Origin of the sequence: Azospirillum sp. Sh1, assembly GCF_008365135.1 — a bacterium.
Taxonomy (GTDB): Bacteria; Pseudomonadota; Alphaproteobacteria; order Azospirillales; family Azospirillaceae; genus Azospirillum; species Azospirillum oryzae.
The window spans coordinates 31207-50853 of record NZ_VTTK01000038.1 but is presented as its reverse complement, the minus strand read 5'-3'; the positions used below and the strand labels follow the sequence as shown (position 1 = coordinate 50853).

General features: G+C 68.0%; 18 protein-coding genes. 12 read left to right on the top strand and 6 right to left on the bottom strand.

Features of this window, described 5'->3' with window-relative positions; translation table 11 throughout:
* Nucleotides 1-11 precede the first annotated feature (11 nt).
* Complete coding sequence (locus FZ029_RS27125; RefSeq protein ID WP_149272778.1) at nucleotides 12-1496, bottom strand: MFS transporter; 1485 nt, start codon at nucleotides 1494-1496, stop codon at nucleotides 12-14.
* Nucleotides 1497-1808: 312 nt separating this feature from the next.
* Between FZ029_RS27125 and FZ029_RS27115 the strand changes: the two genes are divergently transcribed.
* From FZ029_RS27115 to FZ029_RS27085, 7 genes are read left to right on the top strand one after another with little or no spacing between them, the layout of a single operon-like run.
* Nucleotides 1809-2483, top strand: a complete 675-nt coding sequence (locus tag FZ029_RS27115; RefSeq protein ID WP_149201461.1) for an amino acid ABC transporter permease — start codon at nucleotides 1809-1811, stop codon at nucleotides 2481-2483.
* Nucleotides 2484-2512: 29 nt separating this feature from the next.
* A complete protein-coding gene (locus FZ029_RS27110) occupies nucleotides 2513-3166 on the top strand; it encodes an amino acid ABC transporter permease (RefSeq protein WP_149201460.1) in 654 nt (217 codons plus the stop codon).
* Nucleotides 3167-3201: 35 nt separating this feature from the next.
* Complete coding sequence (locus tag FZ029_RS27105; RefSeq protein WP_149272777.1) at nucleotides 3202-4011, top strand: transporter substrate-binding domain-containing protein; 810 nt, start codon at nucleotides 3202-3204, stop codon at nucleotides 4009-4011.
* 37 nt (nucleotides 4012-4048) lie between these two features.
* Nucleotides 4049-4837, top strand: coding sequence for an amino acid ABC transporter ATP-binding protein (locus FZ029_RS27100; protein WP_188052067.1), 789 nt, complete (start codon nucleotides 4049-4051; stop codon nucleotides 4835-4837).
* Nucleotides 4838-4867: 30 nt separating this feature from the next.
* Nucleotides 4868-5806, top strand: a complete 939-nt coding sequence (locus FZ029_RS27095; protein WP_149272776.1) for a 2-hydroxyacid dehydrogenase — start codon at nucleotides 4868-4870, stop codon at nucleotides 5804-5806.
* 12 nt (nucleotides 5807-5818) lie between these two features.
* A complete protein-coding gene (locus tag FZ029_RS27090; protein ID WP_149272775.1) occupies nucleotides 5819-6958 on the top strand; it encodes a LacI family DNA-binding transcriptional regulator in 1140 nt (379 codons plus the stop codon).
* A complete protein-coding gene (locus FZ029_RS27085) occupies nucleotides 6955-7692 on the top strand; it encodes a fumarylacetoacetate hydrolase family protein (RefSeq protein ID WP_149272774.1) in 738 nt (245 codons plus the stop codon). Before FZ029_RS27090 ends, FZ029_RS27085 begins: the two co-directional genes overlap by 4 nt.
* A 45-nt stretch (nucleotides 7693-7737) precedes the next feature.
* Here FZ029_RS27085 and FZ029_RS27080 read toward each other — a convergent pair whose 3' ends face one another.
* Complete coding sequence (locus FZ029_RS27080; protein WP_188052066.1) at nucleotides 7738-8913, bottom strand: D-alanyl-D-alanine carboxypeptidase family protein; 1176 nt, start codon at nucleotides 8911-8913, stop codon at nucleotides 7738-7740.
* A gap of 138 nt (nucleotides 8914-9051) precedes the next feature.
* On the bottom strand, nucleotides 9052-9507 hold the full coding sequence (gene soxR, locus FZ029_RS27075; protein ID WP_149272772.1) for a redox-sensitive transcriptional activator SoxR: 456 nt from the start codon (nucleotides 9505-9507) through the stop codon (nucleotides 9052-9054).
* A 163-nt stretch (nucleotides 9508-9670) separates the two neighbouring features.
* Here soxR and FZ029_RS27070 point away from each other — a divergent pair, with 163 nt between their 5' ends.
* Complete coding sequence (locus FZ029_RS27070) at nucleotides 9671-10861, top strand: HPP family protein (protein ID WP_149272771.1); 1191 nt, start codon at nucleotides 9671-9673, stop codon at nucleotides 10859-10861.
* Nucleotides 10862-11215: 354 nt separating this feature from the next.
* On the opposite strand, the gene FZ029_RS27065 is transcribed toward FZ029_RS27070, so the two are convergent.
* A complete protein-coding gene (locus FZ029_RS27065; protein ID WP_211104230.1) occupies nucleotides 11216-12223 on the bottom strand; it encodes a zinc-dependent alcohol dehydrogenase family protein in 1008 nt (335 codons plus the stop codon).
* Nucleotides 12224-12337: 114 nt separating this feature from the next.
* Here FZ029_RS27065 and FZ029_RS27060 point away from each other — a divergent pair, with 114 nt between their 5' ends.
* Nucleotides 12338-13186: a LysR family transcriptional regulator gene (locus tag FZ029_RS27060; RefSeq protein WP_149272770.1), complete on the top strand. Its 849-nt coding sequence runs from the start codon at nucleotides 12338-12340 to the stop codon at nucleotides 13184-13186.
* Between the two features lie 89 nt (nucleotides 13187-13275).
* Here FZ029_RS27060 and FZ029_RS27055 read toward each other — a convergent pair whose 3' ends face one another.
* Nucleotides 13276-14205 carry a replication protein RepA gene (locus FZ029_RS27055; RefSeq protein ID WP_109074722.1) on the bottom strand — a complete coding sequence of 310 codons (930 nt, stop codon included), beginning with the start codon at nucleotides 14203-14205 and terminating at the stop codon, nucleotides 13276-13278.
* A gap of 1040 nt (nucleotides 14206-15245) precedes the next feature.
* Between FZ029_RS27055 and FZ029_RS27050 the strand changes: the two genes are divergently transcribed.
* Together FZ029_RS27050 and FZ029_RS27045 are read left to right on the top strand one after the other, a co-directional pair.
* Nucleotides 15246-16259: an AAA family ATPase gene (locus tag FZ029_RS27050; protein ID WP_149272769.1), complete on the top strand. Its 1014-nt coding sequence runs from the start codon at nucleotides 15246-15248 to the stop codon at nucleotides 16257-16259.
* Nucleotides 16249-17172, top strand: a complete 924-nt coding sequence (locus tag FZ029_RS27045; RefSeq protein ID WP_149272768.1) for a ParB/RepB/Spo0J family partition protein — start codon at nucleotides 16249-16251, stop codon at nucleotides 17170-17172. The genes FZ029_RS27050 and FZ029_RS27045 overlap by 11 nt, the downstream gene beginning before the upstream one ends.
* Here FZ029_RS27045 and FZ029_RS27040 read toward each other — a convergent pair.
* A complete protein-coding gene (locus FZ029_RS27040) occupies nucleotides 17169-18602 on the bottom strand; it encodes an aldehyde dehydrogenase family protein (protein WP_149272767.1) in 1434 nt (477 codons plus the stop codon). The two genes, FZ029_RS27045 and FZ029_RS27040, sit on opposite strands and share 4 nt — an antisense overlap.
* A gap of 103 nt (nucleotides 18603-18705) precedes the next feature.
* On the opposite strand from FZ029_RS27040, the gene FZ029_RS27035 reads away from it, so the two are divergent.
* The gene (locus tag FZ029_RS27035; protein WP_149272766.1) at nucleotides 18706-19605 is read left to right on the top strand and encodes a LysR family transcriptional regulator; all 900 of its coding nucleotides are present in this window, start codon (nucleotides 18706-18708) and stop codon (nucleotides 19603-19605) included.
* Nucleotides 19606-19647 lie beyond the last annotated feature (42 nt).

Sequence of the window (19647 nt, the reverse complement as noted above, 5' to 3'; positions counted from 1 at the left end):
ACTCAGCGCCGCTAGATCGGCTCCGCCGCCGCCTCCCCTACCCTACGGTGGCGGTCGGCCTTGGTCAGCGGTTCGGCGATGTCCTCCAGCCCCTTGCCTTCGGCGTCGACGCCATAGACCAGGGCGACCACCCCGCCGAAGATCATCACCACCGATCCGACCACATAGCCCCAGAACAGCGGGTCGCGCTCCGTCCCCTCGCCCACCAGCCAGCCGAACAGCAGCGGCCCGGTGGAGCCGACCACTTGGGCGATGGCGAAGAAATAGGAGATGGCCTGCGCCCGGACCTCCAGCGGGAAGATCTCGCTGACCGTCAGATAGGCGGACGAGGCGCCGGCCGACGCGAAGAAGAAGGAGACGCACCAGAAGATCGTGTGCGTGTTCGCCGTCAGCACCCCCTGCCGGAACAGGAAGGCCGAGACCAGCAGCACCACGCCCGCCAGCAAGTAGGTGCCGAAGATCATCCGCCGCCGCCCCACCGTGTCGAACAGCGGCCCCAACAGCAGCGGCCCGATCAGGTTGCCGGCGGCGAAGGGGAAGAAATAGAGCGCCGTCCGCGACGGATCGAGGTGATAGAAGTTCTGCAGAACCAGCGCATAGGTGAAGAAGATCGCGTTGTAGAGGAAGGACTGCGTCACCATCATCGTCACGCCCAGGAAGGTGCGCGACGGGTATTGCCGGAAGAACACGTCGACCAGCTGTGCCCAGGACACATGGTCTTCCGGAATGATGTGCATGGCGCGCTTGGAATCAACCGGTGCCAGCGCCTTGCCCTGCGCGCGCACGCTGGCCTCGATGTCGTCGACGATGCGCTCCGCCTCGTCCTCCATGCCGTGGGTAACCATCCAGCGCGGGCTTTCCGGGATGTGCCGGCGCAGGTAGATGATGATGAGGCCCAACAGCGGGCCGATGAAGAAGGCGATGCGCCAGCCGAGATTTTCCGGGACCAGCGAATGGTCGAGCAGAAAGACGCTGCCGACCGCGCCGATCATCGCCCCGCCCCAATAGGTGCCGTTGACGGCGATGTCGACCCGGCCGCGGAAGCGCGCGGGGATCAACTCGTCAATGGCGGAGTTGACGGCGGCATATTCACCGCCGATGCCCATCCCGGCGATGAAGCGCCAGACATAGAGGAACCAGGGCGTCCAGGCGAAGCCGGCGATACCCGACGCGATCAGGTAGAGCGCCAGCGTGGTGATGAACAGCTTCTTGCGCCCCCAGCGGTCGGTCAGCCGGCCGAAGACCAGCGCGCCCACCACCTGCCCCATCAGATAGATGGTGCCGGCGAACCCGACCTCCGCGCTCGACATGCCCAAGCTTTCCTTGTAGCCGGAGGCGGAGATCAACTGGATTTCGATGCCGTCCAGGATCCAGCTGACGCCCAGCCCGACCACCACCATCCAGTGGAAGCGTGCCCAGGGCAGCCGGTCCATCCGGGCGGGGACGAGGCTGCTCACCGCGGCGGTGCTCCTGACGGCGCTGGTTCCTGCGGTCATGTCAGAGGGCTCCTCGAGGCTGGCGGTTGGGCGGCGTTCCGGTGAAACGCCCTGCGCCGCTGGAAGGTTTCCGCACATGCGGGACCCAATCAAATGTCTGGAACACGAATTATCACGACACTCCTCATTTCCCGTTGCGCTTTTGGATCGATCCAATTACCGTGTACGAACACTGAGAGAGCGGGACCGTCGTCGTCGCGGCGTCCCGGCGATCCGGGTGAGAATTCCCCGGACGACAGCCCAAGCGGACAAAGGCAATCCGCGCGACGCCGGCCTTGAAGGGCGGCGCGACGCGGATGCGGAGGAACGCCCGTGACCTACGATTTTCAATTCGACGCGGTGTTCGCGTCGTGGGATTACCTGCTCGACGGCGCCTGGCTGACGGTCAGGCTGTCGTTCGGCGCCATGGCCATCGGCCTGGTGATCGCCATCGCCTGCGCCCTCGGCAAGACCTCCGGGCCGAAGCCGGTGCGCTGGCTGATCAACGCCTATATCGAGGTTATCCGCAACACGCCCTTCCTGGTGCAGATCTTCCTGATCTTCTTCGGGCTGCCGAGCATCGGCCTCAGGCTGTCGCCGGATGTGGCGGCGCTGATCGCGATGGTCGTCAACGTCGGCGCCTATGCCACCGAGATCATCCGCGCCGGCATCGAATCCATCCACAAGGGCCAGATCGAGGCCGGGCTGGCGTTGGGCCTGCGGCCGCTGCAGGTCTTCCGCTATGTCGTGCTGAAGCCGGCGCTGCGCACGGTCTATCCGGCACTGACCAGCCAGTTCATCCTGCTGATGCTCAGCTCCAGCGTGGTGTCCGCCATCTCCGCCGACGAGCTAACGTCGGTCGCCAACAACATCCAGTCGCAGACCTTCCGCAGCTTCGAGATCTACATCGTGGTGACCGGCATCTATCTGGTGCTGGCGCTGATGTTCTCGGCGCTGTTCGCCGGCATCTACCGGCTGGCCTTCGCCTATACCATTGATCGTCGCTAAGGGCGACCGGCGCTGAAGGGGACTGACCGATGATCCGCGCCTTTGGATACAACGAATTCCTGTTCCTGCTCAGCGCCGTGCAATGGACGCTGATGCTGTCGGTCATCGCCTTCATCGGCGGCGGCATCGTCGGGCTGTTCGTGGCGCTGGGCCGCACGTCCGACGTGAAGCCGCTACGCTTGCTGGCGACCGGCTACATCCAGGTCTTCCAGGGCACGCCGCTGCTGATGCAGCTGTTCCTGGTCTTCTTCGGCGCCACCGTGATCGGCATCGACATGAGCCCGTGGGTCGCCGCGGCGGTCGGGCTGACGCTGAACACCAGCGCCTTCCTGGGCGAGATCTGGCGCGGCTGCATCCAGTCGGTGCCGCGCGGCCAGTGGGAGGCGGCGCGGTCGCTCGGCCTGCGCTATCCCGGCCTCATGCGCTATGTGGTCCTGCCGCAGGCGGTGAAGGTCGCGGTGCCGCCGACCGTGGGATATCTGGTCCAGGTCATCAAGGGCACCTCGCTGGCCGCCATCATCGGCTTCGTCGAGCTGACCCGCGCCGGGCAGATCGTCAACAACGCCACCTTCCAGCCCTTCCTGGTCTTCAGCATCGTCGCCGCGATCTATTTCGCGCTGTGCTGGCCGCTGTCGCTGTTGAGTCAGCGTCTGGAAGCCCGCTACGCCGCGCCTTCCCGCTAAAGCCTCAAAAACACCCGCACTCGGAGGAAACACCCATGGCCTTCACCGTCACCCGCCGTCTCGTCGTCGCCGGCGCTCTCTTGACCGCCGCAGTCGGCCTGACCGCCACGGCGCACGCCCAGAGCGTCGAGGAGATCAAGGGCAAGGGCAAGCTGACCATCGGCATGCTGGTCGATTTCCCGCCCTTCGGCATCACCGACAGCGCGGGCAAGCCCGACGGCTACGACGCCGACGTCGCCAAGCTGATGGCCAAGCACATGGGCGTGCCGGTCGACATCGTGCCGGTGACCGGGCCGAACCGCATCCCCTATCTGCTGACCGGCAAGGTCGACGTGCTGGTCGCCTCGCTCGGCGTCACGCCGGAACGCGCCAAGCAGGTCGCCTTCTCCGAGCCCTATGCGGCCATCGAGATCGGGCTGCTCGCCCCGCAGAAGTCGCCGGTCAAGAAGGCGGAGGACCTGTCGGGCAAGAGCATCGGCGTCGCCCGCGCCAGCACGCAGGACCAGTCGCTGAGCGCGGTGGCGCCGAAGGATGCCCGCATCATGCGCTTCGACGACGACGCCAGCGCCGTGCAGGCCCTGCTGTCCGGCCAGGTCGACGCGCTGGGCGTCAGCAACGTGGTGGCGCAGCAGATCAAGACGATGGCGCCCCAGGCCAATTACGAGATGAAGTTCGTCCTGAAGAGCCAGGTGCAGGGCATCGCCCTTCGCCAGGGCCAGGACAAGCTGATGGGCTGGGTCAACGGCTTCCTCGAGACCGTGAAGAAGAACGGCGAGCTGAACGCCATCCATCAGAAGTGGCTGGGCACCGACCTGCCGGCGGCGGTCACCGCCAGCAAGTCCTAAGGCAATTGAAGCGCAATCCCCGGTGGAGGTTACGACCATGACAATGGCGTCTGAGCCGACGCGCGACGGCGTCGCGCCTGCGATGAGCCCGGATGTCGTCATCCGCATGGAAGGCGTCCAGAAATGGTACGATCATTTCCAGGTGCTGAAGGACATCGACCTGGAGGTCCACCGGGGCGAGCGCATCGTCATCTGCGGCCCGTCCGGTTCGGGCAAATCGACCCTGATCCGCTGCATCAACCAGCTGGAACGCCACCAGAAGGGCCGGATCACCGTCAACGGGGTCGAGCTTGGGCCGCATCACCGCCAGCTCGACACCGTCCGCCGCGAAGTCGGCATGGTGTTCCAGAGCTTCAACCTGTTCCCGCACCTGACCGTGCTGGAGAACTGCATGCTGGCGCCGATGAAGGTGCGCGGCACGACCAAAGCCGAGGCGAAGGCCACAGCCATCCGCTATCTGGAGCGGGTCCGCATCCCCGAACAGGCCGACAAATATCCGGGCCAGCTGTCGGGCGGCCAGCAGCAGCGCGTCGCCATCGCGCGGTCGCTGTGCATGAACCCGAAGGTGATGCTGTTCGACGAGCCGACCTCCGCGCTGGATCCGGAGATGGTGAAGGAGGTGCTGGACACCATGATCGGATTGGCCGAAGACGGCATGACCATGCTGTGCGTGACGCACGAGATGGGGTTCGCCAAATCGGTGGCCCACCGCGTGATCTTCATGGACCGCGGCGAGATCGTCGAGCAGAACACGCCGGAGGCGTTCTTCACCGATCCGAAATCGGAGCGGACCCGAAGCTTCCTCGGCCAGATCCTGGCCCACTGAGGAATTTTCCTCCACCAAGGACGAATTGCGATGAAGCCCGAAATCCTGCTGGTCGAACCCATGATGCCCGCCATCGAGCAGGCTCTGGATTCGGCCTACACCGTCCACCGCCTGTCCGCCGCACCTGACCGCGACCGCCTGATCGCCGAGGTCGCCGACCGGGTGCGCGCCATCGTCACCGGCGGCGGGACCGGCGTGAAGAAGGCGGTGGTCGAGGCGCTGCCCAATGTCGGGATCATCGCCATCAACGGTGTCGGCACCGACGCGGTCGATCTGGAGCATGCCCGCGGCCGCGGCGTGCGCGTCACCAACACGCCGGACGTGCTGACCGACGACGTCGCCGACCTCGCCATCGGGCTGATGATCGCCGCCTCGCGCCGGATGATGGTGGGCGATCGCTTCGTCCGCGCCGGGCAGTGGCCGAAGGGCAAGCTGCCGCTCGCCCGCAAGGTCAGCGGCAAGCGGCTGGGCGTGCTGGGGCTGGGCCGCATCGGCGAGGCCATCGCCAAGCGCGCCGAGGCCTTCGGCATGACCATCGCCTACACCAACCGCAAGCCGCGCGACGGCGTGTCCTACCGCTTCGTCGCCTCGCCGGTCGAACTGGCGCGGGAGAGCGACATCCTGATCGTCGCCGCCTCGGCCGGGGCGGACGCCCGCAACATGGTCGGCCGCGCCGTGCTCGACGCTCTGGGGCCGGACGGGCTGCTGGTCAACGTCGCCCGCGGCAGCGTGGTGGACGAGCCGGAATTGCTGGCCGCCTTGACCGAGGGGCGGATCGGCGGCGCCGCGCTGGACGTCTTCGCCGACGAACCGAACGTGCCGGAGGGCTTCTACGGCCTCGACAACGTCGTCCTCCAGCCGCATCAGGCCAGCGCCACGGTGGAGACGCGCATGGCGATGGGCCAGTTGGTGCTGGACAATCTGGAAGCCTTCTTCGCCGGCCGGTCGCTGCCGACCGCCGTGGTGTGAGGCACCGCCGCCGTGGCCAAGCCGCGCGATAGCAGCAAACCGGGCAGCAGCAAGCCGGCCAGTAGCAAACCTGCCGGCAGCAAGCCTGAAAGCGTCACCCTGACGGAGGTCGCCGGCCATGCCGGGGTGTCACGCTCGACGGTGTCGCTGGTGCTGCGCGGCAGTCCTCTGGTGGCGGCGGAAACGCGGGAGCGGGTCCAGGCCGCCATGGTGGCGCTGGGCTACATCTACAACCGCGGCGCCGCCAATCTGCGCGCAGCCCGCACCCACACGGTCGGGCTGCTGGTCTGCGAACTGAACAACCCCTTCTATGCCGAGTTGACGGCGGGGGTGGACGACGTGCTGGACACCGAAGGCTTCGTCGCCTTCATCGCCAACACCGCCGAGCAGCCGGAGCGCCAGGACCGCTTCCTGCAGCGGATGCGGGAGCACAATGTCGACGGGGTGATCCTCTGCCCCGCCGCCGGCACGCAGGCGGAGCTGCTGGACCGGCTGGACCGCTGGCGGCTGCCCTGCGTGCAGGCCCTGCGCTTCGTCTCGGATCAGGAACGCGACTATGCCGGCGTGGATTACCAGGCGGGCATGGAGACGGTGACCGAGCATCTCATCTCGCTGGGTCACCGGCGGATCGCCTTCGTGGGCGGGACGCTGGACCATTCGGCCTACGCGGCGCGGCATGCCGGCTTCACCGCGGCGATGCGGCGGCACGGGCTGGCCGACGATCTGGTGCTGCGCTGCCCGCTGACCCGGCGGTCGGGTGCTGAGATGGCTGATCATCTGCTGAATCGGCCGCAGGCCCGGACGGCGGCCCCGACGGCGGCGCTGTGCTACAACGACGTGGTGGCGCTCGGGCTGATGCTGGGGCTGGAGGCGCGCGGACTCAGGGCCGGGCGCGATCTGGCCGTCACCGGCTTCGACGACGTGCCGGAGGCCGCGCTCAGCCGGCCGGCGCTGACCACCGTCGCCACCTCCGCAAGGCAGATCGGGCAGGAGGCCGCCCGCCTGCTGCTGCGCCGCATCGCCGACCCGCAAGGCCCGCCCGAGCGGATCATTCTGCCCAGCCGGCTCGTGGTCCGCCAATCCTGCGGCGCCCCCAGCGACTCCCTGGGCGGCGCCCTCTCTCCCATCCTCCACCACAGAGACCTGTCATGACCGATACCGTCGAGGCCCTGATCGCCGCGCGCGAGACCCGCCAGTGGCTGACCGGGCTGGACAACCGCCCCGCGACCGAAGCGGAGGCCTATGAGATCCAGGATGCCGTCGCCCGCCGCCTGGGGCCCGTCACCGCCTGGAAGGTCGGCGCCGTGACGCCGGACGCCGAGCCCTTCCGTGCGCCGATCAACGCCGCCACCGTCTTCGAAGGCACCGATCACCTGCCGGCCAATCTTTTCCAGGTCATCGGGGTGGAGGCGGAGATCGCCTACCGCTTCGCCCGCGACCTGCCGGTGCGCGAGCAGCCCTACAGCCGGGAAGAGGTTCTGGACGCCGTCGCCTCGGTCCATCCCGCCTGGGAGATCGTCGACACCCGCTTCGCCGGGTTCGGCAGCCAGGACCGGCTGAGCCACATGGCCGACCAGTTCAACCACGGCGCCCTGATCGTCGGGCCGGCCATCGCCGACTGGCGCTCGCTCGACCCGCTGACGGAGACGGTGACGCTGGAGGTCGATGGCGAGACCAAGGTCGATGTCGTCGGCGGCAACAGCGCCGGCGATCCGGTCCGGCTGCTGGTGTGGATGGCCAATGTCGGCACCCGCAGCTTCGGCGGCCTGCATGCCGGCGAGGTGGTGACCACCGGATCCTGCACCGGCACCGTCTTCGTCGAGCCGGGCAGCCGGTCGGTCGCCCGCTACGGCACCATGGGCACCATCACGCTGAAGGTGGATTGAGAGCTGCGCGCGGGGCCGGCCATCACGCCGGCCCCGCAAGGCACCTCACGGAAGAAGATACCCCAGCCGCTGGCCGAGAGCGGTGAGACCGCTGGAGGCCGGGACGTCGGCGCCGGCGACCAGATCCACCGTCCGGCGGACGGCGCCGTCATAGTCGATGCGGAGCTTGCCGACGACATCGCCGCGGTGGACCGGGCTGGGCAGCGGCTCGGCCAGGGTGGCGACGACATGCAGGCTGTTGCGGTCGGCCGGCGCCATGGTCACCGTCACGTCGTCGGCGACCGTCACCGGCACGCTGTCCTCCGCCCCCATCCACACCGGCGCCTGTTCGACCAGCTCGCCCTTGTGCAGCAGGGGGTAGAGCTTGAAGCTGTTCCAGGCCCAGTCGAGCAGCCGCGTCGGCTCGTCGTTGCGGGCCTGCGCGCTGGTCAGGCCGTTGACCACCAACACCAGACGGCGCCCGTTGCGCTCGCCCGAGGCGGTCAGGCCGTAGCCGCCGACCTCGGTGTGGCCGGTCTTGATGCCGTCGACGCTGACGGGGTGGTAGAGCAGCGGATTGCGGTTGCCCTGGCGGATGCCGTTCCAGGTGAAGGTCCGTTCCGACTCGTAATGGTAGAATTGCGGGAAGTCGCGGATCAGGTGGGTGGCGAGGGTCGCCAGATCGCGGGCGGTGGTGTAGTGGCCCGGATCGGGCCAGCCGCTGGCGTTCATGAAGTGGGTGTCGGTCATTCCCAGCTCGCGCGCCTTGGCGTTCATCAGCGCGGCGAAGGCGGATTCACTGCCGGCCAGCCCCTCCGCCAATGCCACGGCGGCGTCGTTGCCGCTGTCGACCAGCAGCCCGCGCAACAGATCCTCCACCCGCACCTGACTGCCCAGCTTCAGGAACATGCGCGAGCCGCCCATCTTCCAGGCGGTCTGGCTGACCGGGAAGCCGGTGTCCAGCGTCGTCCGGCCATGGACCAGGGCGTCGTAGGTGAGATAGGCCGTCATCATCTTGGTCATCGACGATGGCGCCATGCGGGTCTCGCCGTCCTTGTCCAGCAGCACCTCTCCGCTGGTCAGATCGACCAGATAGGCCTGCCTGGCCGCCGTATCCGGCGGGGTCAGCGCGGCGGCGGGGGCCGAAGCCAGAAAAGCGGCGGCAAGCGACAGGCAGGCAGCCAGACGACGGAGCGGTGCGGCGGAACGGACTGCGATACGGGGCGGATTGGCGACGATCACCCTGTGGATCCTCTGAGGTGACGGATGGCTCTTTCGACGGCCGATTCCATGGACCATCGCCGCGCCGTCTTCACCCCTTATTTTCGTATGGGCCGCAATTTTAATGTGGGACAAGCCCAAGGTCAGGCGGGCCCAAGGTCAGGCCGGGTCGAGCAGCCGCGGGCCGGCGCCGGCGTCGCCAAGCTCGTCCCAAGGGTTGCGCAGGGGGCATTCGCGGATCGACAGGCAGCCGCAGCCGATGCAGCTGTCCAGATTGTCGCGCAGCTTGGTCAGCTTGGCGATGCGGTCGTCCAGTTCCGTCCGCCAGCGTTCCGACATGCGGCGCCAGTCGGCAGTGGTGGGGGAGCGGTCCTGCGGCAGGGCGTTCAGCGCGTCGGCGATGGAGGCGAGCGAGATGCCGAGCCGTTGCGCCACCTTGATGACCGCCACCCGCCGCAGCACGTCGCGGGAAAAGCGGCGCTGGTTGCCGGGATTTCGCCAGCTGCGGATCAGCCCCTGCGCCTCGTAGAAATGGATGGTCGAAACCGCCACGCCGGAGCGGCGCGCCACCTCCCCCACCGTCAACTCCTTGTCGTACTCCTCCGGCGACAGCATTCCGGTCCCTCCCCTCTCCTGCAACCCTCCATCCCGCCAGTCTGACGGCTTTTCCGCTTGACCTCAAGTTCTGTTGAGGTTTTAGGGTCGGCGGACTTTGCCGCCGGAATGGGCAAAGTGCCGAATGGGTGATCAGCAGTTTAGACCGGGGAATGGGGACCGTATGACCAGGGGAAAGCTTGCCGCCTTGCGGCACCGCTTGGCAGGATTGGGTGAGTTGGTGTTCCGGCCGATCCTGCCGGGCGCCACGTTGCGCGACCGGATGATCGCCTGCTGCGGCGCGCTGCTGGGCATCGCCGCGACCGGGCTGCTCTGCCGCAACATGCTGACCTTCATGTCCAGCGCGCCGGTGCTGGTGGCGCCGATGGGGGCGTCGGCGGTGCTGCTGTTCGCCGTGCCGGCCAGTCCGCTGGCCCAGCCCTGGTCGATCATCGGCGGCAACACCTTGTCGGCCATCGTCGGCGTGCTGGTCGCCAGCGTCATTCCCGACCCGATGCTGGCCGGGGCCGCCGCGGTGGCGCTGGCCATCGCCACCATGTCGCTGACCCGCTGCCTGCATCCGCCCGGCGGCGCCGCCGCGCTGACCGCGGTGCTGGGCGGGCCGGCGGTGACGGAGATGGGGATCAAGTTCGCCTTCTTCCCCGTAGCGGTGAATTCCATCCTGCTGCTGACCGCCGGGCTGATGTTCCACCGGCTGTCCGGCCACCGCTATCCGCACAAGGCGGTCAACACCCACCGCACCAACGATCCGCCGGCACAGCTGCGGCCCGGCCTGACCCAAGGCGACGTCGATGTTGCGCTTCGCACGCTGGCCGAGACGCTGGACGTCAGCCGCGACGACCTGGGCGCCCTGCTGGTCAATGCCGAGCTGCACGCGCTGGAGCGGCTGCATGCCGACATCACCTGCCGGGAGATCATGTCGCGCGACGTGGTCACGGTGACGCCGGACACCCACCCGCAGGTGGCGCGCGCCCGGCTGCTGGAGCATGGCTTCCGCACGCTGCCGGTGGTGGATGGGCAGAACATGGTGGTCGGCATCGTCGGGCACGAGCAGCTGTCGCATGGCGACGCCGTCCATCACGGATCGCGCGTCGCCGCGGTGATGGCGCCGGCGGCGACCGAGCTGCCCGACACGCCGGTCTTCCGCCTGCTCGGCCGCCTGTCCGACGGCCGCACCCATGACGTGGTGATCGTCGACCAGAACCGCCGGGTGCTGGGCATGATCACCCAGACCGACCTGCTGGTGGTGCTGGCCCGCACCGCGCTCGCCCGTGCGGTGCAGACCGGGGTAGATGGGCTGAACGACGCCCTGCCGCGCGGCTATCTGCGCGACGTGGCGGCGGGTCGGGCGTAACGCTTCGGGAAGCGAGTCCCCTCCCTTCGCCGACCCTGGGGCGAAGGGGGAATGGGACGTTTGAAACACCGTGAAACAGGATCCGGGGAGCTGTTCACCTGTTCCATCCGGGCTGAACACGTGGATGACGCGGCCGGCAACCCGTTGGCATCCCGACCAAAACCGGTTGGAGCCGGAGATCTGCGACGGGCTGGACATGATGCACCCTCCATGGCCGGCTATAGGTTCATAGTCCTACCACGGAGAGGGCGGGCGGATAAGCGGCGATGGGAAAATCGCCGCCGCAGGTCCGCTGTCACCAACGACTTTCCTTGAACTTTGGTGACGTCCGCCCGGAGTTGAAGATCGGTGCGGTCAGAACGCGATGTCGACGACGATCTTGCCGCCAGCACTGCCGTCGGTCACGGCGGTGTGCGCTTCGTCGGCCTGCTCCAGCGGGAAGCGCCGCGGATCGAGACGGGGCAGCAGCTTGCCGGCTTCGACCAGGGCGGCGGCGCGGCGCAGGATTTCGCCATGGTTCGCCATTCCTTCCCCCGTCAGCATGGGCAGCAGGGTGAAGACGCCGGAATAGGTCGCGGCACGGAACGACAGCGGCGCCAGCGCATGCGTGCCCCAGCCCAGGCAGCTGACCACATGGCCGAAACGCCGCACCGCCTGGAACGAGGCATCGAGCACCGGCCCGCCGGCGGTGTCATAGACCAGATCGAAACCACGGCCCCCGGTGTGGCGGGCGACATAGGCTTCGACCGTCTCGGCCCGGTAATCGATGGCGGTGGCGCCCAGCCGTTCGACGAGCGCCAATTTTCCCGCGGACTCCGTCGCCCAGACGGCCGCGCCGAACGCGCGGGCGATCTGCACCGCCACATGGCCCACGCCGCCGGCGCCGCCCTGGACCAGAACCGTCTGTCCGGGTTGCACATTGGCGCGGTCGACCAGACCTTCCCAGGCCGTGATGGTGATCAGCGGCAGCGCGGCGGCTTCGCGCATCGTCAGGTTCGCCGGCTTGTGCGCGAGCAGGTCGGCCTCGACCGCGGCGTATTCCGCCAGCGAGCCCTGCCGGCCACCGACGCCGCCGGTCATGCCATAGACCTGATCGCCGGGCTTGAAGGTGGTGACGCCGGGACCGACGGCGACGACCTCGCCCGCCAGATCGATGCCGAGGATGGCGGGCAGCGGATGTTTCGCATGGGTGGCGGCGCCGGCCCGGATCTTGGTGTCCAGCGGGTTGACGCCGCTTGCGGCGATGCGGACCAGCACCTGACCGGGACCGGCCACCGGCCGCGCCACCTCGGTCAGCCGGAACGGGGCGTCGTACGCGTCCAGCACCAGCGCGCGCATCGTGTTGTTTTGATCCTGGGACATGGCCTTGCTCCTCGTTGGGGTGCATCGTGGTGATGTCCCGAAGGATGTCCCCAACGCGGTTGTTTGAAAAATAACGATACTGTTTGAACTCCATTCATTTATGTATGATCGGGCATGGAGTGGAGCGACCTTCGGATTTTCCTGGCGATCGCCCGCGAGGGCACGCTCGGCGCGGCGGCACGGCGGATCGGACAGACCCAGCCGACCATGGGGCGGCGTCTGCGCGCGCTGGAAGAGGCGGTGGGGCACACGCTGTTCCAGCGAACCAGCGACGGTTTCGTGCTGACCGACGAAGGGGCGGCCGTGCTGCGCCATGCCGAGCGCATGGAAGAGGAAAGCCTTGCGCTGGAGCGCGAACTGGCCGGCAAAGGCGGACGGCTGGAGGGCAGCCTGCGGCTGTCGTCCTCCGACTGGTTCGGCCTTCACATGCTGACCCCGGTCATCCACGAGTTCACGCGGCGCCACCCCGGTGTGACGGTGGAATTGCTGACCGAAGCGCGGTTGCTGAGCCTCTCCAGGCGCGAGGCCGACCTCGTGTTCCGCATCCGTCCGTTCGACGAGCCGGAAGTGGTGCAGCGCAAGCTGACCCGGATCGACTACGCCCTGTACGGGATCGTCGGCAGCCCGCCGCCGAAGGTCGGTGACGGCACGGATTGCGCGCTGGTCACGATGGACGCCGCCTTCGGCGGCATGCCGGATGTCGCATGGCTGCGGCGGATGCTGCCGAACGCCCGCATCGCGTTTCGCAGCAACAACCGTGACGTCCAGGCCGCCATGGCCGCCTACGGCGTCGGATTGGCGGTTCTGCCGCGCCCCATCGGCGATGCCCTGGACAGGTTGCAGGTCATCGACCTTGGCGAGCCGCCGCCCGGACGCGATGTCTGGGTCGGCTATCACCAGGATCTCCGCCGGCTGGCCCGCCTGCGCGCCCTGATGGATCTGGTGATAGAACGCTTTTCGTGACCGCCGACCTGCGATACGCAGCGTCACCAGAGTTCAGGAATCTGCGGGACCGGCGTCACCAAAGTTCAGCGCCGGGAGTCCGCAGGACATCAGGCGATGCGCGCCATCACCCGCTCGTTGATCGGCGGTCGCGACGGGTAGAGGATCAGGCCCTCGGCGGCTTCCTCGACGCGGGCGTCGGGATAGGCGGCCATGGCGTATTTCAGATTCGGGATGAACTTGGTCTTGAACTGGCGCACCAGGGCATAGCCGGCGCCGAACTGGCCGTGCAGGGCCGCCCAGGTGATCGGCGTCGGCTTGTCCAGCGAATGCAGGCGGTAGGCCAGCCAGATATAGACATCGAGCGCCATCGACTTGCCGCTGATCGCCTTCAGCGCCTCTTCCGCGACCGGGACCGGGTGTTCGCGCAACGCCTTGAAGAAGCTGTCGCTGAGCCGCACCGTCTCGGTGAACAGGGTTCCCTGGCGGTCGTCGGGCCGGCGCAGCTGGATGGCGTCGGCGACGATCGATTCCTTGCTCTGCCGCCGGCCACCGTCGGCGTCGGTGAAGAAGGTCAGATGGCAGGCGGACAGACGGGCCGCCTGATCCTCCACGTCGCGATAGGCCTTGCCGCAGATCGGAATGTCCATGCGTTTCAGCCAGTCATGCATGGAACCGCCCAGCTCCACCTCCGGATTGCCGGTCTGGATGGCGCGGGTCTGCAGATAGAGCAGGATCATGCGCGCCCGGCTGCCATAGGGGACGCCGATTCGGCGGGTGACGCCGTTGCGGTCCTCGATCACGCCGGGCTGGATCACCAGCTTGACCTTGTGGCCCGGCCGTTCCCAATGCTGGTCGTCGGGAAGCTGGCGGTGGGGCAGCGCCGTCTGGCAGAATCCGGCATAGGTGATGCCGAGCTTGCCGTTTTCCGCCGCCTGGACGGCAGCGGCGATGTCGATCAGGGGCCGTTCCTCGTCCGAAACGAGGGCCAGCGCGCCGTCGCGTCCGTGAGTCTCGATCAAACGATGAATGCTGCCCATGACGACCTCCCGCTTTTGGCCACCGGTGCCGGTGCTGTGGCCGAGCGTCATGTGACGGGCCGGTGACCGAACCTGCCAGATACAACACCCCGGATCGCGCCGAAGGCAATTTGAACCTTGGTGACGCAGGCTAATTGGAAGCTATTTGGAACCAACTATTAGATTCGTCACCAAGGTTCAGGGGATAAGTCCGAGTCGCGTCACCACAGTTCAAGGATGGCGTCACCAGAGTTCATGGGGAAAAACCGCGTGGCTGTGGACGAATCGGGTCTGCCGATCGCTTGGCAGTTTGAACCTTGGTGACGCCGGACCTGTCGATTCGGGGTCGGATTCGGGTGGCGGCGCTTGCGGGGCGTCACCAAAGTTCAAGGATTCCAGCAGATTGGAGCCGTGCCATTACCGGCATCGCACGGTCTGCCGGGAGAGTTGTCGGCCCTCCGTCATCACTCCGTCATCCCCGCGAAGGCGGGGAACCAGGAAACGTCCCGGATAAGTCGCTGAATTGGCTGGATTCCCGCCTTCGCGGGAAGGACGCGGACCTGAGCGGAGGCTTGCCCCGACACCCATCATCGGTCCGCACTGTCCGGGCGTCACCAAAGTTCAAACCGCCGGTCGAGTCGATTCGGGGCTGGTGGCGTCACCAAAGTTCAAAGCCCAGAACCGCCGCTGAACCGCCCGGCGTCACCAAAGTTCAGGAGTCTTGCCGAGTCGGTTCGGCCAGGGGCGTCACCAAAGTTCAAATCAGGGCGGCCCATGTCGCCGTCGGGGCGTCACCAAGGTTCAGGCGTCCCGCTGCCGGGGAACCGGCCGGCGGCGGCGGAGCTGTCTTGCCCTGGGGTGGGCCGGGCGGAGGGGGCGATATGGCGCGGAACGCGATGTCGGCATCGGCGGACGGGCGGGAACCGCGACTACGACCCGACTGAGGGCGGCAGGGTTGTTGTGGCAACTCCGCGTAGGCTCCATTGACAAAGTTCCGGCAACTTGCTCAGACTCCGCGCGGCCGCATCTGTGGGCCGCCGGAGTTGAGGGGAGTTATCGGAATGCTGTCGATCGGGGGCGACGACATGCGCCAACTGCGCGAGCGCCGCGGCGAGAACCAGACGCAGTTCGCCGAGTGGCTGAACGCGCAGCTCGGCCGCAGCTATACCAAGGCGCGGATCAGCCGCTGGGAAAGCGGGGCGGAGCGCATCCCGCAGCAGCTGGTCGATTTCCTGACCCGCAACAAGGCGGACGAGCGGCCCCGCTCCGCAACCTATCTGGCGGTCGCCAACCAGAAGGGCGGCGTCGGCAAGACCGCCACCGCCGTCAACCTCGCCTATGCCCTGACGGAAGGCGGGGCGCGGGTGCTGCTGATCGACTGCGATTCGCAGAGCAACGCCACCGTCCATGTCGGCATCGGCAACGCCGCCATCGTCGCTTTGGAGCAGCAGCGCAAGACACTCTATTATGTGCTGCGCTCGGAAGAGCCGCTGACCTCGGTCATCATGCCGACGGCGGAGCGCGGGCTGGATCTGGTCCCGGCCGGACTGTCGCTGGCCGATGCCGACGTGGAGCTGGCGGCCGATTCCACCGGCGGGCTGATCCTGCGGGAGAAGCTGGACGAGGTGCGCCACGCCTATGATTTCGTGGTGATGGACTGCGCCCCCAACCTGGGGCTGGTCACCGCCAATGCGCTGTCGGCGGCGGAGCTGGTGGTGGTGCCGGTGCAGACGGAGGCGCTGGCCCTGCTGGGCGTCAAGCGGCTGGTCGACACCATCGGCCGCATCCGCCGCCGGGTGAACCCGTCCTTGCGCATCGCCGGCATCATCCCGACCATGTACAACGACCGGCTGACCCAGGACCGCGCCACCCTGCAGGAGCTGATGGAATCCTACGCCGGTCAGGTGCCGGTCTTCGCCCCCATCCCGCGCGCCACCGTCTATGGCAAGGCCGCCGCCGCCGGCATGATCACGCTGGCCGGCGATCCGAAAGCGCCGGGGGCCGAAACCTTCCGCGAGGTGGCGCGCCAGATCCGCGCCTATGCCCAGAACCGGGAGCTGCCGCATGTCGCGTAAGTTCGAACGCAAGACCCGCGAACTGCTGGGCAGCGCGGCGGAGCCGGCGGGCGCGATGGCGGGTGGGCTGACGGTGGGCAGCGACCGGCTGTTCGGCACCTCGGCCGGCTTTCCGCATGTGGTGGAGCTTGACCTCGCCCGCGTCCACCGCAACCCCGACCAGCCGCGCCGCCATTTCGACGAGGCGGAGCTGCGCAGCCTGGCATCGTCCATCGAGCGGCACGGGTTGCAGAACCCGATCCTGGTCCGTCCCCTGCCCCAGGGCGAGTATCTGCTGATCGGCGGCGAGCGCCGGGTGCGCGCCCACGAGATGCTGGGCCGCAAGACGGTCTTCGCCATCCTGACCTCCGGCGATCCGGACGAGATCGGGCTGATCGACAATGTCCAGCGCGTCGACCTGAACGCGGTGGAATATGCGGCGGCGCTGGCCCGGCTGATCGACAAGCACGGCTACACCCATGACGAGCTGGCCGCCGTGGTCGGGCGCGACCGCACCGACGTGACCAAGCTGCTGGCGATCATGGGCCTGCCGGCCGAGATGCGGGAGGAGTATGCGACGCGCTTCGCCCATGTCTCCCGTTCGGTGATGATCGAGATCGCCGCCGCCCCGGCCGAACTGCATGCCCGGCTGTGGGAACGCGCCAAGGAGGGCGCCAGCGTCAAGGCGGTGCGGCAGGCCAAGCGCGACCATGCCAGCGGGGGCGCCGTGGAAGACGCTTCGCCGCCGGAGACGCCCCAGGAGCCGGATGCCAAGGAAGCGATGCGGACCTTGCAGGCCAGCGTGAAGCGCATCCTGCGCGATGTGGCCGTGGTGCGCGAACGGCGCCGCTACCTCGACCCCGACAACCGCGACCGTCTGATGCGGTTGCGGGCGGAGATCGACGCCATCCTGGATGGGGAAGCGGGCGCCTAGACGCCCTCCCCCAGCAGCGCCTTGGGTTCCAGGAAGGCATCCAGGCCGAAGCTGCCATATTCGCGGCCGATGCCGGACTGCTTGAAGCCGCCGAACGGCGCCTTCGGGTCGTGGGTCAGGCTGTTGATCAGCACGCGGCCGGCGACAATGCGCTCCGCCACGCGGCGGGCACGCGCCGTGTCGCCCGACAGCACATAGGCCTGGAGGCCGTAGATGCTGTCGTTGGCGATGGCGATGGCCTGCTCCTCGTCGTCATAGGGGAGGATGGAGAGTACGGGGCCGAAGATCTCCTCCCGCGCGATGGTCATGTCGTTGCGGACGGCGGTGAACAGGGTCGGCCGCACGAACCAGCCCCCGGAAAATTCCGGTTGCCCGTCCGGCCGGCCTTCTCCGCCGGCCAGCAGGACGGCGCCCTCCTCCACCCCGATGCGGATGTAGCGCTGCACCCGCTCCCACTGGGTCCGGCTGACCATCGGGCCGACCGTTGTCGTGGAATCGCGCGGGTCGCCGGCGCGCACCGCCTCGACCGCCGCCTTGGCCAGCGCTTCGACCTCGGCGAGGCGGCTGCGCGGGACAAGCAGGCGGGTGCCGGCGATGCAGGCTTGGCCGCTGTTCATGAAAGCGGCGTTGATCGCCAGCGGGATCGCCTGGGACAGGTCGGCGTCGTCGAGGATGATCGTCGGCGACTTTCCGCCCAACTCCAGCGTCACCCGCTTCAGCGTGTCGGCGGCGGAGCGCAGAATCGCCTTGCCGGTGGCGGTGGATCCGGTGAATGAGATCTTGGCGACATCGGGGTGGCTGGAGATCGTCGCCCCCACCCGGTCGCCGCGGCCGGTGACGATGTTGAACAGGCCGGGGGCCAAGCCGGCGGCATGCAGCGCCTCGGTCACGATCCGGGTCTGGCGGGCGCTCATCTCGCTGGGCTTGATCACCGCGGTGCAGCCGGCGGCGATGGCGGTGGCGAGCTTGCCGCAGATGAAGCCGGCATTGCTGTTCCACGGCGTGATGAGCCCGGCGACGCCGAGCGGCTCCATGCTGACCTCGGCCGTGCCCATCCGGCGGAGGAAGGGATAGTCGGCCAGCAGTTCGGCGGTTTCGCGGAGGGCGTTCACCGGATGATCGACCATAAAGTCGGCGCGCGAGGCCGGAGCGCCGTACTCCCCGATCACGGCGTCGAGAAGGTCGTCGCGCCGGGCGGCGACGGCATCGGCCAACCGGTGCAGCATGGCGATCCGCTCCGCCTTGCCGGTGCGGGAGAAGGCGGGCAAGGCGCGCTTGGCGGCGGCGATGGCCGCGCGGGCATCCTCCTCGTCGGCAAGGCGGACGCGGCCGGTGACGGCACCGGTCGCCGGGTTGTGCAGGTCAAACAGTTCCGTGCCGTGCGGAGTGACGAAGCGGCCGTCCATATAGATGGTGTCGATGGTGTGCATGGTGGTCTCCCGGATTGGCCGTTGGCTGCCCATCCAGGTGGCATGCGGTCTATCGGGTGATAAGATGGACAATCCCGCATGAATCGGTGAACGGATCGGGACAATGGTGCTCACTGGACTGGCGGAGCTTGAGGCCGTGCAGGCGGTCGCCCGTCATCGCGGCTTCCGGGCCGCGGCGGCCGAGCTGGGGATGTCGCGCTCGGCGCTCAGCCACGCCATCGCGGCGCTGGAGGAGCGGTTGGGGGTGCGGCTGTTCCACCGGACGACGCGCAGCGTCGCGCTGACCCAGGCGGGGGAGCAGTTCGTCGCCGACACCGCCCCTGCCCTGCGCGACATCCGTGCCGCGTTCGACCGGCTGGGCGACCATCGGGCGGTGCCGACGGGGACGCTGCGCATCAACAGTTCGGCCGGCGCCGCGCGGATGATCATGAAACCGGTCATCCTGGAGTATCTGCGCCGTTATCCCGAGATGACGGTGGACATCGTCACCGAAGGCAAGCTGGTCGACATCGTGCTGGAGGGATTCGATGCCGGGGTGCGGCTGGCGGAGCAGGTGCCGCAGGACATGATCGCCATCCCGCTCGGTCCCGAGCTGCGCTTCGCGGTGGTCGGCACGCCGGAGTATTTCGCCGGCCGCGCCCTGCCGGTCACGCCGGCCGACCTCGCCGCGCACCGCTGCATCCGCAGCCGCCTGCCGAGCGGCGCCCTTTACCGCTGGGAGTTCGAGCGCCATGGCGAGACGGTCGCCATCGACGGCAGCGGGCCGCTGATCCTGGACGATCCGGACCTGATGCTCGACGCCGTGCGGGCGGGGATGGGGATCGGGTATCTGGCGGAGTGGCATGTCGCCGACGACATCGCCGCCGGCCGCCTGCTGCGCGTGCTGGAGGCGTGGACCCAGCCGTTTCCGGGCTTGTGCCTTTACTATTCGGGCCGGCGCCATTTGCCGCCGGGGCTACGGGCGCTGGTCGATCTGGTGCGGGAGATTGGGGGTGGACGGTAGGGGGCGATGTGGGACGTCCCACAATTCCTTCTCCCCCGCTCT

What these genes read in the sequence shown, in the direction of transcription:
- FZ029_RS27125 (WP_149272778.1), bottom strand. Translation starts at nt 1,496, where the DNA reads ATGACCGCAGGAACCAGCGCCGTCAGGAGCACCGCCGCGGTGAGCAGC.
- FZ029_RS27110 (WP_149201460.1), top strand. Translation starts at nt 2,513, where the DNA reads ATGATCCGCGCCTTTGGATACAACGAATTCCTGTTCCTGCTCAGCGCC.
- FZ029_RS27105 (WP_149272777.1), top strand. Translation starts at nt 3,202, where the DNA reads ATGGCCTTCACCGTCACCCGCCGTCTCGTCGTCGCCGGCGCTCTCTTG.
- FZ029_RS27100 (WP_188052067.1), top strand. Translation starts at nt 4,049, where the DNA reads ATGACAATGGCGTCTGAGCCGACGCGCGACGGCGTCGCGCCTGCGATG.
- FZ029_RS27095 (WP_149272776.1), top strand. Translation starts at nt 4,868, where the DNA reads ATGAAGCCCGAAATCCTGCTGGTCGAACCCATGATGCCCGCCATCGAG.
- FZ029_RS27085 (WP_149272774.1), top strand. Translation starts at nt 6,955, where the DNA reads ATGACCGATACCGTCGAGGCCCTGATCGCCGCGCGCGAGACCCGCCAG.
- soxR (WP_149272772.1), bottom strand. Translation starts at nt 9,507, where the DNA reads ATGCTGTCGCCGGAGGAGTACGACAAGGAGTTGACGGTGGGGGAGGTG.
- FZ029_RS27070 (WP_149272771.1), top strand. Translation starts at nt 9,671, where the DNA reads ATGACCAGGGGAAAGCTTGCCGCCTTGCGGCACCGCTTGGCAGGATTG.
- FZ029_RS27065 (WP_211104230.1), bottom strand. Translation starts at nt 12,223, where the DNA reads ATGTCCCAGGATCAAAACAACACGATGCGCGCGCTGGTGCTGGACGCG.
- FZ029_RS27060 (WP_149272770.1), top strand. Translation starts at nt 12,338, where the DNA reads ATGGAGTGGAGCGACCTTCGGATTTTCCTGGCGATCGCCCGCGAGGGC.
- FZ029_RS27055 (WP_109074722.1), bottom strand. Translation starts at nt 14,205, where the DNA reads ATGGGCAGCATTCATCGTTTGATCGAGACTCACGGACGCGACGGCGCG.
- FZ029_RS27050 (WP_149272769.1), top strand. Translation starts at nt 15,246, where the DNA reads ATGCTGTCGATCGGGGGCGACGACATGCGCCAACTGCGCGAGCGCCGC.
- FZ029_RS27045 (WP_149272768.1), top strand. Translation starts at nt 16,249, where the DNA reads ATGTCGCGTAAGTTCGAACGCAAGACCCGCGAACTGCTGGGCAGCGCG.
- FZ029_RS27040 (WP_149272767.1), bottom strand. Translation starts at nt 18,602, where the DNA reads ATGCACACCATCGACACCATCTATATGGACGGCCGCTTCGTCACTCCG.
- FZ029_RS27035 (WP_149272766.1), top strand. Translation starts at nt 18,706, where the DNA reads ATGGTGCTCACTGGACTGGCGGAGCTTGAGGCCGTGCAGGCGGTCGCC.